We start from the raw sequence: 14,162 nt of genomic DNA, 5'->3' as shown, positions 1-14,162 counted from the left end.
TCTCGGTCTCGGGGCCGGGTCAGTACGCGAAGGACAGGACGTCGTCGTCGTCCGGCCGCCGGGTGCTCGCGCTGCCCGGCGTGACGTCGGCGTCCGGGTCGCCGTCGGGGGTGTGCCCGGGGGTCGGGGAGCCGTCGCTGGTGGTCACCCCGCGGCGGACGAAGTTGACGATCAGCCACAGCTCCACCACGGCCAGGGCGCCGTAGACCACGGTCAGGGCGATCAGCGACGTCCAGACCTCGGCCGCGCTGATGCCGGGCGAGACCGCCTGGGCGGTGAAGAAGTAGACCTGGTCCTCGCGCGGCACGTCGGGGTTCGGGTACACCACGAAGGGCTGCCGGCCCATCTCGGTGAAGATCCAGCCCGACGCGTTGGCGACGAACGGCGCACCGACCGCGAGCAGGGAGCCGTAGACGCCGATCCGGGACGTCGGCACCCGGCCCCGGCGGGTCGCCCACAGGGCGTAGGCCCCGACGCCGGCGGAGACCATGCCCATGCCGATCATCAGCCGGAAGTTCCAGTAGGTGACCGCGAGCAGCGGGGCGTAGTCGATCGGCTCGCCGGCCTTGTCGCCGAAGGAGGGGTCGTCGGGGTACGTCGCCCCGTAGGCCGCCGCGTACTCCTCCTGGAGCTCGTTGACCCCGGGCACCTCGCTGGAGAAGTCGCCGTGGGCCAGGAAGGAGAGCAGCGCCGGCACGGTCCAGGAGTGGACGTCGTCGCACTCGTTGCTGCCCAGCTTGCCGAAGGCGAAGACCGAGAACGGCGCCGGCGCCTCGCTCTCGCAGAGCGCCTCGGCCGAGGACATCTTCAGCGGCTGCTGCTGGTACATCAGCTTGGCCTGGTAGTCGCCGGTGACCGCCACCAGCACGAAGGCGATGAGGGAGGCCCAGCCGCCGATCCGCACCGAGCGCCGCCACACCTCGTGGTCGACGTCCTCGGGGGAGAGACCGGCCAGCCGGCGCTTGCGCAGGTGCCACAGCCCGATGCCCACGAGCAGGGCGGCGGCGACCATCAACGCGCCCACGATGGCGTGGCTGAACGCGGCGAGCGCGGTGTTGTTGGTCAGCACCGCGAGGAAGTCGACCTGCTCCGGCCGGCCGGTGGCGTCGTCGGTCACGACCCCGACCGGGTGCTGCATCCAGGAGTTGGCCGCGATGATGAAGTACGCGCTGACGATCGAGCCGATCACCGCCGCCCAGAGCGCGGCGAGGTGCACCTTCTTCGGGATCCGGCCCCAGCCGAAGATCCACAGGCCGAGGAAGGTCGACTCGAGGAAGAAGGCCAGCAGCGCCTCCAGCGCCAGCAGTGACCCGAAGACGTCGCCCACGAAGCGGCTGTACTCGCTCCACGCGAGCCCGAACTGGAACTCCTGGACCAGGCCGGTGGCCACGCCGAGGACGAAGTTGATCAGGTAGATCCGGCCCCAGAAGCGGGTCATCCGCAGCCACTCGGGCTTGCCGGTGCGCACCCACATCGTGTGCATGACCACGAGCAGGATGCCCAGCCCGATGGTCAGCGGGACCATCATGAAGTGGTAGACGGTGGTGATCCCGAACTGCCAGCGCGCTACGTCCAGGACGTCCACGGCTGTTGCCTCCCTGCCTCGTACGATCGGCGCGTAGTCTTCTACCTGTTGTAGAACTCATTTCTACGCCTCGTAGAACTTCTCGTCCACGACCCGCAGTGACCATCGGGTGTGAGACGCCGGACAGGGGAGGGACCAATGGCCTCACTCGGTGAGTTGGAGCGCACACTCATGGACCGGCTCTGGGCGGCGCCCGGTCCGGTCAGCGCCACCGAGCTCCAGCAGCAGCTCGCCGACCGCGGGCTCGCGCTGACCACCGTGCACACCGTGCTCAGCCGGCTGGAGCAGAAGGGGTTCCTCGTCCACGACGAGCGGCGCCCCCGGCGCTTCACCCCCCGGGCCACGCGCGAGGCGCACGCGGCGGAGCTGATGCACGAGGTGCTCGGCCAGGCGGGGGACCGGCAGGCGGCGCTCGCCCGGTTCGTCGGCAGCGTCGACGCCGAGGACGCCGCGATGCTGCGGGCACTGCTGGCCGGTGGGGACGGGGCCGGCTCGGACGCCGCCGGCGCTCGCTGAGCGTGCTCCCGGCCACCGCTCTGGCCCTCGGCGTCCTCGCCGCACTCCTGGCCTGGCCGGTGCCGGCGGCGCTGGCCCGGGCGCGCTGGCCCCGGCGCGACCCGCTCGCGGCCCTGGTCTGCTGGCAGGCGATCGGGCTGGCCGGCGGCCTGTCGATCATCGGGGCGCTGCTGGTGCACGGGCTGGCCCCCTGGGGGCACTCGCTGCCCGAGGCGTGGTGGCACTGGGTGACCTGGCAGCCCAGCACCGAGCCGGTCCGCGGTGACCACTGGGTCGCCCAGACCCTCGCCGCGGTGCTGGCGGTGGAGCTGCTGGGGGTGCTCGCGCTCTCCGGCGTCCGCACCGCGCGCACCCGGCGGCGGCACCGTGCGCTGCTGGAGCTGCTGGTCCGGCCGGGGGAGTCCGCGGCGGAGGAGACGCTGCTGCTCGACCATCCCGCCCCGGTGGCCTTCTGCATCCCCGGGGCCCGGCCGCTGCTGGTGCTCTCCTCCGGGATGGTGGCCGAGCTGGACGGCGCGCAGCTGGACGCCGTCGTCGCGCACGAGCGGGCGCACCTGCGCGAGCACCACCACCTGCTGCTGTTGCCCTTCGTCGCCTGGCGGGCGGCGCTGCCGGTGCTGCCGGCGGCCGACCGGGCGCACGACGGGGTCCGCGACCTGGTGGAGATGCGCGCCGACGACGTCGCCCTGCGGTCGCTGTCCGGGCCGGACCCGCGGCGCACCCTCGCCGTCGCGATCGTGGCCGCCGCCGGCGGGGCGGGGGGCCAGGTGCCCGACGGGGCGCTCGCGGTCACCGGGGGACCGGTCGCGGTCCGCGTGCGGCGGCTGCTCGCCCCGGCGGACCCGCTGCCCGCCCGGGCCCGCTGGGCGGCGCTGAGCAGCGCCGTCGCGCTGCTCTTCGTGCCCACGCTGCTGTTGCTGCTCCCTGCCGTGGTGTAGGCGCGGAGCGGCACGGCCTCCGCTCGCCTAGCGTCGAGGGATGGACGCAGCAGTGCTCACCGAGCCCGGCACTCCCACCTTCGCCTCGTTCGACGAGCCGGTCGCCGGCCCGGGGCAGGTGGTCGTGGACGTCCGGGTGGCCGGGGTCAACCCGGTCGACGTCGCCATCGCCGCCGGCGCCTTCGTGACCAAGCCACCGTTCCCCTCGGTCGCCGGGCGGGAAGGGGTGGGCACGGTCGAGGGTCGGCGGGTCTACTTCAACGGCTGTGTGGCGCCGTTCGGTTCGATGGCGCAGCGCGCGCTGGTGCCGGCCGACGCGCTGTTCGACGTGCCCGAGGGGCTCGACGACGGGCTCGCGGTCGCGCTCGGCATCGCCGGGCTGGCGGCGTGGCTGCCGTTGCAGTGGCGGGCCCGGCTGCAGCCGGGGGAAACGGTGCTGGTGCTGGGGGCCAGTGGGGTGCTGGGCACGATCGCCGTCCAGGCGGCGAAGGTGCTCGGCGCCGGCCGGGTGGTCGCCGTGGCCCGGGACGGCGAGTCGCTGCGGCGGTTGGCCGGCCTGGGCGCCGACGCCACCGTCGAGCTCGCCGGTGACGAGTCGGTCGCCGCGATGGCGGAGCGGATCCGGGTGGCGGCCGACGGCGGGGTCGACGTGACCATCGACCCGGTCTGGGGTGAGCCGGCGCTGGCGGCCATGGCGGCCGCCCGGCGGGGGATGCGGCACGTGCAGATCGGCCACTCGGCGGCACCGGCGGTGGAGGTGGCCGCGGGCGGCTTCCGGGAGGCGATGGTCGACCTGCTCGGTTACACCACCCGGCACGTGCCGCCGGACGTCGTCGCCCGCGGCTGGGCCGAGCTGACCGGGCACGCCGCGGACGGGCGGATCGCGGTGGAGGTGGAGCGGGCGCCGCTGGCCGACGTGGCCGCGGTCTGGGCGCGGCAGACCTCCTTCGCCCACCGCAAGCTGGTGCTGGAGCCCTGACCCGGCCGGCTCAGCCGGCCTGGTCGCGCAGCTCTTGGCGGGCGGCGTCCCGCTCGTCGCGGGCGTGCTCGGCGTCCGCGACGGCCTCGGCCAGGTCGTCCTGGAGCTGGACGATGACCTGCGCCGAGCCGAGCAGGTGGCCGTCGTCCAGCAGCACCCGCACCCGGGCGGCCAGCTGGAGCTGGTGCCGGGAGTAGCGGCGGTGCCCCCCGGGGGAGCGGTGCGGGTGCAGCACCCCGGAGGAGTCCAGGCTGCGCAGGAAGGCGGCCTGGACGCCGAGCAGGTCGGCCGCCTGGCTCATGGTGAGCACCGGGTGGTCGGGGTCGTCCAAGGGCTGCAGCGGGTCGGTGCTCATCGGTCCTCCGGCAGACGACGGGAGGGGCGGGACCGTGGGTCCCGCCCCTCCCGGGATGGCTGTCGATCAGCTGTCGACGGCCGGCTTCTCGCCCTCGATGGTGTGCGCCTCCACCGCGGCCGGGGTGTCCGCCCGGGTCACGGCGATCTTGCGGGCCTTGGCCTTCTCGGCGACCGGGATGCTCACGGTGAGCACGCCGTCGTGGTAGCTCGCCTCGAGACGGTCGGTGTCCAGGCTGCGGCCCAGCACCAGCTGCCGGGTGTAGCTGCCGAACGGGCGCTCGGCGACCTGCCACTGCGCGTTCTCGATCTGCGGCACCGACCGCTCGGCGCTGATGGTCAGCGTGGTGCCCTCGACGGACAGGTCGATCGAGCCTGGGTCGACGCCGGGCAGGTCGAAGTGGGCCACGAAGTTGTCGCCCACCCGGTAGGCGTCCATCGGCATGCCGGCGAGCGGACGGGCGGTGGTGGTGCCGGATCGGCCGGTCAGCTGGTCCAGCGCGCGGAAGGCGGCGGACGTCGCGGCGAAGGGGTCGTAGGAAGTCAGCATCATGGCTGCGTACCTCCGGATGTCGTACAGGTCCGATGTTCTGATGTCGCCGCCTCTGGTGAACCTCCAGCGGCAACTGGAGAATACCTCGGGCGTGCACCAGAGTAAACGTCCTCGGCGGACAATTGTTCCAGCCGCGGCTGCAGGTTCTCTCCGCGCCGGGCGGGTCGCTCAGTCGGCGGTGCGGTCGGGCGGGTCGAAGGTGACGTGCACCGTCTCGAACCCCTTGGTCCGCTGGGCCTTCGCCATGCCGGTGTAGCTCCGCCGATCGCCGGGGGTGAGGTCGACGTCGTCGGTGAACGGGGTGAGCAACGCCCGGGGCCAGAGTCGGTTGACCCGCACCACGTTGATCTCCACGCACAGCACGCCGACCACCGCGGCCAGGTACAGGAACGCGAGCAGGCCGAGCACGAGGGCGAAGACGCCGTTGGTGGCGCTCGCGGTCGTCATGACCCGGCTGACGTAGGTGACCCCGAAGGTCTGCAGCAGCTGCCACACGACCGCAGCGAGGAACGCTCCCGGGAGCACCTGGCGGATCGTCAGGGGGCGGGCGGTGGCCAGTCGGAAGGCGAACACGAAGACGGCGGCGTTGATCAGCACCGACCCGAGCACGGTCAGGACTCGGGACGCCCCGCCCATCGAGCCGGCGTGGCCGGCGGTGAAGGTGGCCAGGGCAGTCGTCCCGATCACGGCGAGCCCGGCGGTGGCGACCAGCAGCAGGCTCAGCCCGCGGGCGAGGAACGGGTTGGGCCGGCTGTTGCGCGGCACCGCCCAGGCGGTGTTCATCGCGTACTGGATCGCCTGGGCGACCCCGAGGGCGCCGTAGAGCGAGCCCAGGATGCCGACGATCACCCCGAGGACGCCGCCGCTGAGGCCCCGGGGCTCACCGAGCTGCTCGCCGACCACGGGGAGCTGGCTCACCGCCGAGTCGAGCAGTCGCTGCTGCAGTTCAGGGTTGTCCACCAGGACGTTGCTCAGGATCGTCGAGAACAGCAGCAGCAGCGGGAACAGTGAGACGAAGGCGTAGTAGGTGATCAGTGCGGAGAGGTACGGCCCGGAGTCGTCCACGTACTTGTAGACGACGGCGATGGGGAACCCGGCCGCGCGGCGCCGGCGCTGCAGCCGGTCGAGCTTCTCGACGACGGACACGGCGGCAGTGCATCACGGCACCCGGGCCGCCGCACCACGTGGGGCTGAGGACGGCGCTCCCGGTCGTCGCCGTCGGCCGTGGTGCCGCGCGGGGCTCAGCGAGCGGCGGCGTGGCCTCGCTGGGCGAGCCAGGCGGTGGCCAGGTCGCGTGCCCGCTGCACCGGGTCGCCGGCGTGCAGCTCGGGGGTGGTCCACTCCCGGGCCGAGCGGGCCAGTGCACCGTCGTAGCAGAGCAGCAGGGTGCTGGTGGCCTCGTCCGGGTCGGCCAGGCCGGCGGCGACGGCGAGCTCTCGCAGCCGGTCGGTCAGCAACCGGGAATCGGCCCGCAGCCACGGCTGGCCCGGGTGGTCCGGCGGCAGTTCGGTGGCCGCGGCGAGGAACCCGCAGCCACGGCGGCTGCCCTCCCGCTCCCGGTACCGGACCAGGGCGTCGAAGAGCGACAGCAGTCGGTCGACCGGATCGGTGCGCTCGGCGAGCACCTCGTCCCAGGTCTGCCGCCACACCTCGAACCGCTGCTCCAGGTAGGCCGCCACCAGCCCGTCCTTGCCGGCGAAGTGGGCGTACATCGTCGCCGGGGCCACCTGGGCGCGAGCCAGGACCGCATCGACCCCGGTCGCGGCGATGCCGGACTCGTAGAAGAGCTCCCCGGCGGCGGCGAGCAGCCGTTCGCGCGCGGGTCGGGTCGCGGAGCGCGGGGTCATGTGCCTACTGTAACGCTCGTTATGGCGAAACGATCGTTACAGTCAGCAGCGCCCACTCGCCCGACCGCGCTGGTCGTGCCCGGGCTGGCGGTCATCGCGGTCACCTACGGGCTGGCCCGGTTCGGCTTCGGCCTCTACCTGCCGCAGTTCCGGGCGGCGTTCGGGCTCTCGCCGGGCACCGCCGGCGCCATCGCCGCGGCGAGCTACGTCGCCTATTGCCTCACTGCCTTCGTCGCCCAGCGGCTGGCCGGGCAGGGGCGCGCGCGGTGGGCGCTGTGGCTGGCCGGGAGCACGGCCGCGCTCGGGTCGCTGCTGGTGGCCGCCGCCTGGTCGGTCCCGGTGCTGGCGGTCGGGGCGCTCGTCGCGGGCAGCGGCGCGGGGGCGGCCAGCCCGGCACTGGTCGCTGCCGTCGCGGCGACCGTGCGGCCGGACGCCGAACCGCGAGCGCAGGCCCTGGTCAACAGCGGCACCGGCGCCGGCGTCGTCGTCGGCGGGCTGCTCGTGCTCACCGTGCCCGACGCCTGGCGCCCGGCCTGGGCGGCGTTCGGGGTGGCGGCCCTGCTGCTCACCGCGTGGGCCGACCGGGCCAGCCGCTGGCCCACCGCCCCGGAGACCCGCCCCGACGCGCCGCTGCGTGACCTCGTCCGGCCACTGGTCGCCGCCGTCCTGGCCGGTGCGGGTTGTTCCGCCGTCTGGACGTTCGGGCGGGACCTGATGACCGGCGCCGGCGCACTGCCCGACGACACGACCGGTTGGCTCTGGTGCGTGCTGGGCGGTGCCGGCCTGATCGGTGGGCTCAGCGGCGACCTGGTGCTGCGGATCGGTCTGCGCGGTGCCTGGCTGTGTTCGACCGGGATCGCGGCGGCGGCCACCCTGCTGCTCGCCGCCCTGCCCGGTTCGCCGGCCGCCGTGGCGGTCGCACTGGCCGGCTTCGGCACCGCCTACGTCGCGCTGAGCGGGGTCCTCATCGTCTGGGGTGGGCACCGGCTCCCCGCTGCGGCACCGCGGGCCGCGGCGGTGCTGTTCATCGGCCTCACCCTGGGCCAGGCCGCCGGCGCCCTGCTGCTCGGCGCGGTCGCGGACGCGGCGAGCAGCCGGACGGCGTTCGTGGTGGCCGCGGCCCTGGTCCTCGCGGCGGTTCCGGCCGCGGAACCGGCGGCGCTCAGGCCGGCAGCTGCGTCGGGAGGTCCACGCCCGTGAGCTCGGCGGAGGCGGCCCACAGGCGGCCGGCCATCACGGGGTCCGAGGCCGCAGGACTGCGACCGGCGAGCGTCGGCGCGCCGCGCATGGTGGTGCCGTCCGGTCCGGCGAAACCCCCACCGGGCAGGTCGGCGACGGCGGCGAACAGCGTGGGCAGTGCGCCCTGCTGGGCACTGGTCGCCAGGGCCCGGTTGGCCACCGCCATCGCGGCGTCCTTCACCCGGTTGCCCGTGCGGCCCTGCAGGTTGGTGGCCGCCCAGCCCGGGTGGGCCGCCAGCGCACGCACCGTCGAGCCGGCCGCGGTGAGCCGACGCTGCAGCTCCAGGGTGAACAGCAGGTTGGCCAGCTTGGACTGCGCGTAGGCGCCGGTGGCCGAGTAGGTCCGGCGCTCCCAGTTGAGGTCGTCGAGCACGATCTCCCCGGACCGGTGCAGCATCGAGGAGACGGTGACCACCCGGTCGGTCACGTGCGGCAGCAGCAGCGTGGTCAGCGCAGCGTGACCGAGGTGGTTGGTGCCGAACTGCAGCTCGAAGCCGTCGGCGGTGCGCCCGGCCGGCACGTGCATGATCCCGGCGTTGTTGACCAGGACGTCGAGGTCGCCGGTCCACCCCTCGGCGAACTCGTGCACCGACGCCAGGTCGGCCAGGTCGAGCCGGCGCACCTCCACGTCGCCCGGCAGGTCGGCCGCCGCCTCGGTGCCGCGGGTGGTGTCCCGCACGGCCAGCACCACCCGGGCCCCGGCCAGGGCCAGCGCGCGTGCGGTCTCCAGCCCCAGGCCGCTGTTCGCCCCGGTCACGACGACGGTGCGACCGGTCTGCGCGGGGATGTCGGCGGTGCTCCAGGAGGCCATGTCCCGACTGTAGGCAGCGCCTCCCCGGGCGGCAGGGCACCGGCGCGGGCGGGCGGACGCCGGTCCCCGGCCGTGCGGACGCGACGACGCCGTCCGCGGCGTCCGGCCGGGGATCGGCCGACCGGCCACCTAGCCTGTCCGGGTGTCGGCCCACTCCCACGTCCACGGACCCGAGGGCGAGGTCCGCCCCCCCGACCCGGCCGCGGTCGCCCGTCGCCGCACCGCCGTCCGGCTGATGCTCCTGGTGCTGGTGCCGGTCGGCATCGCCACGCTGGTCGGTCTGGTGGCGCTGTGGCCCAGCTCCGAACAGACCGCGGCGCAGCGGGCGGCGGAGTCGTTCCTGCCGTCGGGGACCACGTTCCCGGAGGCGACCGTCGCCTCGCTGGAGACCTACGAGTGCGCCGCGGCGACCGGCAACGCCCCTGCGCAGGTGTGTGCCCAGGCGGTCCTGGTCGTCGCCGAGGGCGAGAGCTCCGGCGAGTACGTGCAGGTCGAGCTCTCCTCCGAGGTGGTGGCCGAGGGGATCGAGGTCGGGGACGAGCTCCTGCTCAACCGGGACCCCGGCATCGAGACCGGAGAGGTCACCTACCAGTTCCAGGACTTCCCGCGCAGCACCCCGATCATCACCCTGGCGCTGGCGTTCACGCTGGTGGTGGGGGCCGTGGCTCGGTTGCGCGGGCTGCTCGCCCTGCTCGGTCTGGGGTTCGCGTTCTTCATCCTGCTGCAGTTCATGCTGCCCGGCCTGCTGGCCGGCTCCTCGCCGATCTGGGTCAGCCTGATCGGCTCCTCGGCGATCATGTACGTCGTCCTGTACCTGGCCCACGGCTTCAACGCCCGGACGACGACGGCGCTGCTGGGCACCCTGTTCGGGCTCGCGCTGAGCGCGGTCCTGGGGACGATCGCCGTCGCCGCCGCGCACCTCACCGGCCTGGCCAACGAGGAGGCCGTGCAGCTGCTCACGTTCGACCCGACCCTGGACTTCTCCGGCCTGGTGCTGGCTGCCCTCGTCGTCGCCGGGCTGGGCATCCTCAACGACGTCACCATCACCCAGGCGTCCGCGGTCTGGCAGCTGCACGAGGTCTCGCCGGAGATGGGCTGGGTGCAGCTGTTCCAGCGCGGCATGGCGATCGGGCGCGACCACATCGCCTCGACGATCTACACGATCGTCTTCGCCTACGCCGGTGCCGCACTGCCGCTGCTGCTGCTCTTCGACATCTACGAGCGTCCGTTCTGGACGACGCTGACCGGCTCGGTGGTCGGTGAGGAGGTCGTCCGCACGCTGGTCGGCGGGATCGCCCTCGTGCTCGCCGTCCCGGTGACCACGCTGATCGGGGCCCTGGTGGCGGCGGCGGCGACGTCGGCGACACCCGCGGCGGCGGAGCTGCCGGCCGACCGCACCGGAGGTGCCACCCGCTGACCCCCGCAGGACCCGGGGGCGGGATGCTCGTGCGGTGACTGCCGACCTGCTGGCCGCCGCGGCCGCCGCACCCGGGTTCATGCCATCGGACGAGGGCCGGGCGCTCTACGCCGCGGCGCGGGCGGTGCAGGTGCCCGGGCCGCTGCTGGAGATCGGCAGCTGGCAGGGCAAGTCGGCGCTGTACCTGGCCGCCGCCGCCCGCGAGACCGGCCGGCAGGTCGTCACCGTCGACCACCACCGCGGCTCGGAGGAGCACCAGCCCGGCTGGGAGTACCACGACCCGTCGCTGGTCGACCCGCTCGTCGGCCGGATCGACACCCTGCCCGGCTTCCGGCGCACCATCGCCGCCGCCGGCGCCGAGGACGTCGTGGTCGCCGTCGTCACCCGGTCGGAGGTGCTGGCGCCGCTGTGGTCGACCCCGCTGGCGCTGCTGTTCCTCGACGGCAGCCACACCGAGGAGTCCGCGCGCCGGGACCAGGACGCCTGGGTGTCCAAGCTCGCCGTGGGCGGCACGCTCGCCGTGCACGACGTCTTCCCCGATCCCGCCGACGGCGGGCAGGCCCCGTTCGGGGTCTACCAGCGGGTGCTGGGGTCGGGGGAGTTCACCGAGCTGCCCGGTACCGGCTCGCTGCGGCTGCTGCGGCGCACGTCGTCCTGACGGAGAGGGTGGACGATGTCGGGATGACGGTGATCGACGACCTGACCCGCACCCGGGCCGAGACGCTGGCGCAGATCGACGCGCTGACCCGGGAGTTCGACGAGGTCGTGGCCGCGTCCCGGTCGTCCAACGCCGACGACGAGCACGACCCGGAGGGCGCGACCATCGCGTTCGAGCGCCAGCAGGTGGTGGCGCTGCTGGACCAGGCGCGCCGCCGGCTGGCCGACGTCGACGCGGCGCTGCTCCGCGCCGCGGCGGGGGAGCACGGCCGGTGCACCGACTGCGGGCAGCCGATCGCCCCGGAGCGGCTGGCCGCCCGCCCGCACGCGCGCACCTGCATCGCCTGCGCCCGCTGAACCAGCGCCCGGACGGCGATCAGGGCAGCGCACCGACCTCCTCGAGCTCGTCGAGCACCTCGGGCAGCTCGGCGAAGGCCTCCTGGACGTCGTCCGGCGTGGCGATCGACCAGGCGTTGGCGCGCAGGTACTCCTGCAGCGCTGCGTCGAACGCCTCGGCGCCCACCTGGGCCCGGGCGTCCACCAGGGTCGTCCCGCCGACGATGTAGACGGTGTCGTAGTAGGCGGAGCTGGGCCGCCGGAACTGCTCCCAGTACTGGATCGGCTCGCCCACCCCGTGTCGGCGGGACCCGGGCAGGTCGGCCATGCTGGCCGAGCCCTCGCCGTGCACGACCATCTGCGCGAAGGTCGCGAACGACTCGTCCAGCCAGGGGTGCACGCCCTGGTTGTTGCCCACCAGGCCGTAGAGCCACATGTGCGCCAGCTCGTGGGTCACCAGCGCCCGACGGAAGTCCGGGTCGACGTCGCCGAACTGGATCGCGCCGGGGAACTCGATGCCGCTGGTCTGGCTGGACAGCACCGAGACCCACAGGTCGTCGTAGGGGAAGGGGCCCAGCAGCTCGACGAGGGACGCCATCGACGTCTCGAGCTGGGCCAGCCACTCTGCTGCGGTCGCCTCCTCCACGCCCTCGTCCAGGCCCACGTGGACCCGGACGCCGCCGATCTCGGCCGACTGCACGTCCAGCTCCCCGACGGTGACCGCGACGTCCCGCACCGAGGGGGCGGTGAGCTCGTGCACCGTGGTGTCGCCGGGGCCGTCGGAGGTGCCGACCGGCTCGCCGGTGCCGAGCACCTCGTACCGGGAGTCCGCGACCACCTCCAGCGAGGCCAGCTCGAAGTCCTCGCTCACCGCCATCTCCCCGGCGACGGCCACGCCCGGGCTGCGGTCCCAGCCACGCCCGCGCTCCCAGGCCAGCAGCGGGAAGGCGGTGGCGAACCAGGCGGCGTCGACGGCGGTGGAGGTGCCGACCCGCTCGTTGACGTCCGGACCGAGCTCCACCTCGAACTCGAGGTCGACGGTGATCTCGTCGCCGGGTTCGGCGCACTCGGCCAGCGGCACCTCCAGCAGCGTGCCGGCGGGCGCGCTCTCGGGTGCCCCGGCCGGCACGTCGCGCGCCTCGGCCGGTTCGCCGTCGACCCGCACCTCGGACACCGTCAGCCCGCTGCCCGCCCGCGCGGTGGCCGGCTTGTTGGGCCAGGAGCGGAAGACCAGCACGCAGGTGTTGAGGTCGGGGGTGAAGACCACCCGCTCCTCGCCGGCGACCGTCTCCAGGTCCTCGGCGACGTCGAAGCGCAGGTCGACCACCGGCCGGTCGGCCCACGGCTCGGCCCAGCCCTCGGCCTCCGGGGCGGCGGTGGGCGAGGGCTCCGGATCGGGCGAGCCGCCCGTCGTGCAGCCGGCGAGGAGCACGGCCCCGACGAGCGCAGCGGCCGCGGCCCGTCGACGACCCGCGCGCATCACTGCCCTTCCGAGATGGACGACGGGGTACTCCCGCCGCCGTCCATCGTCCCGGTTGTGCGCAACGGGTGCCAACCTGCGGTCCTCGGCAGTCGGTGGGGTCGGGCACACCGACGGCCGGGGTGGGCGTGACGGGTGTGACGAATGAGCCAACTGTGAACCGAGCGTGACCTTACGGATGCACAAAGTGCGTGTAACGATCAGTTCCGTAATCACCGCAACCGTCCGCACTCGTGTGGCGGACGCTCGGAGGGGTCTCTTCTTGTCCAGACGTCACACCCGGAGTGGCCATGGCCGCCGCTTCCTGTCCGCCCTCTCCTCCCGCCAGGGTCGGCGCGCCCGCGCCGGCGTGGCCGCCGCCTTCCTGTGCGTGAGCGCCGTCTTCGGCGCCACCAACGTCGCGGACACCGCGCCCGCCGCTTCGCCGGCGAGCAGTGAGCAGCCGCAGGCAGAGACCGCGGTCGAGCTGAACGCGGTCCGGGCCGACAAGGCCCCTCGGCGCGCCGACCGGGCCCGTCAGCGCACCCAGGCGCCGGCTCCCACGACGGCCGCCCCGGCTCCGGCCCCCTCCCCGGCTCCGGCCCCCTCCCCGGCTCCGGCCCCGGCGCCCGCCCCCGTCGCCAGCACCCCGGCTCCCGCGCCAGCTCCCGCGCCGGCACCGACACCGGCTCCGGCACCGGCCCCGGCTCCGGTCGCCAGCACCCCGGTCCGCACGGCGCCCACGGCGACCCTGACCAACCGGACGACGTCCTTCAGCGCCGCGGGCTACACCGCGGACTACCGGGTCTTCGCCGAGGGCATCGACCCGGCGAAGCCGATCGGCCTGCTGGTGTACGCCGACGGCACCGGCGAGTACGGCATCGAGAACCCGACCCAGTCCTATGCCATCGGCGGGTCGAAGGGGCTGGCCGCGGTGGCCCGGGAGCGCAACATGGTGCTCGTGGCGCCGTTCAGCCCCAACCGCTCCTGCCAGTGCTGGGAGCGGGGGGACGCCGCCGGGTACGCGAAGTACCTGGCGGCGCTGATCGCCGACGCGAAGGCCCAGTACGGCGCCGGTGAGCTCTGGTTCGCCGGCTACTCCTCGGGTGCGCAGGCGGCGACTCGCTTCGTCTTCCCTGCCCACCCGGCGCTCTGGTCCGGCGGCGGCGGGGTCATCGCGATCGGTGGCGGTGGCGCACCGGCGGCTCGGGCCAGCATCCCCGCCGACGTCAAGGGCAAGGTCGCCCTGCGCTGGGACACCGGCGCCCAGGACACCGGCGCCGGCGGCGGGTTCAACGCGCTCTCCGGGCCCTACGGCGCGCAGGCCGGGCAGCAGTGGTACTCGGCTCAGGGCCTCAACACCCGGCTCGTCGCCCCGGCCGGGGTGGGCCACGATCGGGGCGGTCAGTTCGGCACGATCGTCGCCGGCTTCCTCGACGAGGGCTGACGTCGACCGCGGGACCATCCCGCA

Annotated in this window: 15 protein-coding genes; 8 read left to right on the top strand and 7 right to left on the bottom strand. The window is 74.3% G+C overall.

What is annotated here, in order from left to right; all coding sequences use genetic code 11:
- Window positions 1-19: 19 nt before the first annotated feature.
- Entirely contained in the window at window positions 20-1,585 is a 1,566-nt protein-coding gene (locus O2W20_RS20030; protein WP_269173380.1) for a cytochrome ubiquinol oxidase subunit I, read from the bottom strand.
- A gap of 138 nt (window positions 1,586-1,723) precedes the next feature.
- On the opposite strand from O2W20_RS20030, the gene O2W20_RS20025 reads away from it, so the two are divergent.
- The 3 genes from O2W20_RS20025 to O2W20_RS20015 are packed head-to-tail and all read left to right on the top strand — an operon-like array spanning window position 1,724 to window position 4,018.
- Entirely contained in the window at window positions 1,724-2,101 is a 378-nt protein-coding gene (locus O2W20_RS20025) for a BlaI/MecI/CopY family transcriptional regulator (RefSeq protein ID WP_036337048.1), read from the top strand.
- 2 nt (window positions 2,102-2,103) lie between these two features.
- Complete coding sequence (locus O2W20_RS20020; protein ID WP_269173379.1) at window positions 2,104-3,039, top strand: M56 family metallopeptidase; 936 nt, start codon at window positions 2,104-2,106, stop codon at window positions 3,037-3,039.
- Window positions 3,040-3,079: 40 nt separating this feature from the next.
- On the top strand, window positions 3,080-4,018 hold the full coding sequence (locus tag O2W20_RS20015) for a quinone oxidoreductase family protein (protein WP_269173378.1): 939 nt from the start codon (window positions 3,080-3,082) through the stop codon (window positions 4,016-4,018).
- A gap of 10 nt (window positions 4,019-4,028) precedes the next feature.
- On the opposite strand, the gene O2W20_RS20010 is transcribed toward O2W20_RS20015, so the two are convergent.
- The 4 genes from O2W20_RS20010 to O2W20_RS19995 form a co-directional block, all read right to left on the bottom strand.
- On the bottom strand, window positions 4,029-4,373 hold the full coding sequence (locus O2W20_RS20010) for a helix-turn-helix domain-containing protein (RefSeq protein ID WP_269173377.1): 345 nt from the start codon (window positions 4,371-4,373) through the stop codon (window positions 4,029-4,031).
- 66 nt (window positions 4,374-4,439) lie between these two features.
- On the bottom strand, window positions 4,440-4,925 hold the full coding sequence (locus tag O2W20_RS20005) for an Hsp20/alpha crystallin family protein (protein ID WP_269173376.1): 486 nt from the start codon (window positions 4,923-4,925) through the stop codon (window positions 4,440-4,442).
- A gap of 168 nt (window positions 4,926-5,093) precedes the next feature.
- Window positions 5,094-6,071, bottom strand: coding sequence for a YihY/virulence factor BrkB family protein (locus O2W20_RS20000; RefSeq protein WP_269173375.1), 978 nt, complete (start codon window positions 6,069-6,071; stop codon window positions 5,094-5,096).
- 95 nt (window positions 6,072-6,166) lie between these two features.
- Window positions 6,167-6,772 (bottom strand): TetR/AcrR family transcriptional regulator, encoded by a 606-nt coding sequence (locus O2W20_RS19995; RefSeq protein WP_269173374.1) that lies wholly within the window; start codon window positions 6,770-6,772, stop codon window positions 6,167-6,169.
- A 75-nt stretch (window positions 6,773-6,847) separates the two neighbouring features.
- Here O2W20_RS19995 and O2W20_RS19990 point away from each other — a divergent pair, with 75 nt between their 5' ends.
- Window positions 6,848-7,972: an MFS transporter gene (locus O2W20_RS19990; RefSeq protein WP_269173373.1), complete on the top strand. Its 1,125-nt coding sequence runs from the start codon at window positions 6,848-6,850 to the stop codon at window positions 7,970-7,972.
- Here the strand turns inward: O2W20_RS19990 and O2W20_RS19985 are convergent.
- The gene (locus tag O2W20_RS19985; protein WP_269173372.1) at window positions 7,935-8,822 is read right to left on the bottom strand and encodes an oxidoreductase; all 888 of its coding nucleotides are present in this window, start codon (window positions 8,820-8,822) and stop codon (window positions 7,935-7,937) included. The two genes, O2W20_RS19990 and O2W20_RS19985, sit on opposite strands and share 38 nt — an antisense overlap.
- Before the next feature lie 142 nt (window positions 8,823-8,964).
- On the opposite strand from O2W20_RS19985, the gene O2W20_RS19980 reads away from it, so the two are divergent.
- From O2W20_RS19980 to O2W20_RS19970, 3 genes are read left to right on the top strand one after another with little or no spacing between them, the layout of a single operon-like run.
- Window positions 8,965-10,239 carry a YibE/F family protein gene (locus tag O2W20_RS19980; protein ID WP_269173371.1) on the top strand — a complete coding sequence of 425 codons (1,275 nt, stop codon included), beginning with the start codon at window positions 8,965-8,967 and terminating at the stop codon, window positions 10,237-10,239.
- A 34-nt stretch (window positions 10,240-10,273) separates the two neighbouring features.
- Entirely contained in the window at window positions 10,274-10,897 is a 624-nt protein-coding gene (locus tag O2W20_RS19975) for a class I SAM-dependent methyltransferase (RefSeq protein ID WP_269173370.1), read from the top strand.
- 23 nt (window positions 10,898-10,920) lie between these two features.
- Window positions 10,921-11,253: a TraR/DksA family transcriptional regulator gene (locus O2W20_RS19970; protein WP_269173369.1), complete on the top strand. Its 333-nt coding sequence runs from the start codon at window positions 10,921-10,923 to the stop codon at window positions 11,251-11,253.
- 19 nt (window positions 11,254-11,272) lie between these two features.
- Here O2W20_RS19970 and O2W20_RS19965 read toward each other — a convergent pair whose 3' ends face one another.
- Window positions 11,273-12,712: a M1 family aminopeptidase gene (locus tag O2W20_RS19965; protein ID WP_269173368.1), complete on the bottom strand. Its 1,440-nt coding sequence runs from the start codon at window positions 12,710-12,712 to the stop codon at window positions 11,273-11,275.
- Window positions 12,713-12,974: 262 nt separating this feature from the next.
- Here O2W20_RS19965 and O2W20_RS19960 point away from each other — a divergent pair, with 262 nt between their 5' ends.
- A complete protein-coding gene (locus O2W20_RS19960) occupies window positions 12,975-14,138 on the top strand; it encodes a hypothetical protein (protein ID WP_269185524.1) in 1,164 nt (387 codons plus the stop codon).
- Window positions 14,139-14,162: the final 24 nt, after the last annotated feature.

Source organism: Modestobacter sp. VKM Ac-2982 (assembly GCF_026967935.1).
GTDB lineage: Bacteria > Actinomycetota > Actinomycetes > Mycobacteriales > Geodermatophilaceae > Modestobacter.
This window is presented reverse-complemented; position numbering and strand designations above follow the sequence as displayed.

Excerpts from the sequence above, each read along its gene's own strand:
- O2W20_RS20025 (WP_036337048.1), top strand. The coding sequence starts at position 1,724 with ATGGCCTCACTCGGTGAGTTGGAGCGCACACTCATGGACCGGCTCTGG.
- O2W20_RS20015 (WP_269173378.1), top strand. The coding sequence starts at position 3,080 with ATGGACGCAGCAGTGCTCACCGAGCCCGGCACTCCCACCTTCGCCTCG.
- O2W20_RS20010 (WP_269173377.1), bottom strand. The coding sequence starts at position 4,373 with ATGAGCACCGACCCGCTGCAGCCCTTGGACGACCCCGACCACCCGGTG.
- O2W20_RS20005 (WP_269173376.1), bottom strand. The coding sequence starts at position 4,925 with ATGATGCTGACTTCCTACGACCCCTTCGCCGCGACGTCCGCCGCCTTC.
- O2W20_RS19995 (WP_269173374.1), bottom strand. The coding sequence starts at position 6,772 with ATGACCCCGCGCTCCGCGACCCGACCCGCGCGCGAACGGCTGCTCGCC.
- O2W20_RS19985 (WP_269173372.1), bottom strand. The coding sequence starts at position 8,822 with ATGGCCTCCTGGAGCACCGCCGACATCCCCGCGCAGACCGGTCGCACC.
- O2W20_RS19970 (WP_269173369.1), top strand. The coding sequence starts at position 10,921 with ATGACGGTGATCGACGACCTGACCCGCACCCGGGCCGAGACGCTGGCG.
- O2W20_RS19965 (WP_269173368.1), bottom strand. The coding sequence starts at position 12,712 with ATGCGCGCGGGTCGTCGACGGGCCGCGGCCGCTGCGCTCGTCGGGGCC.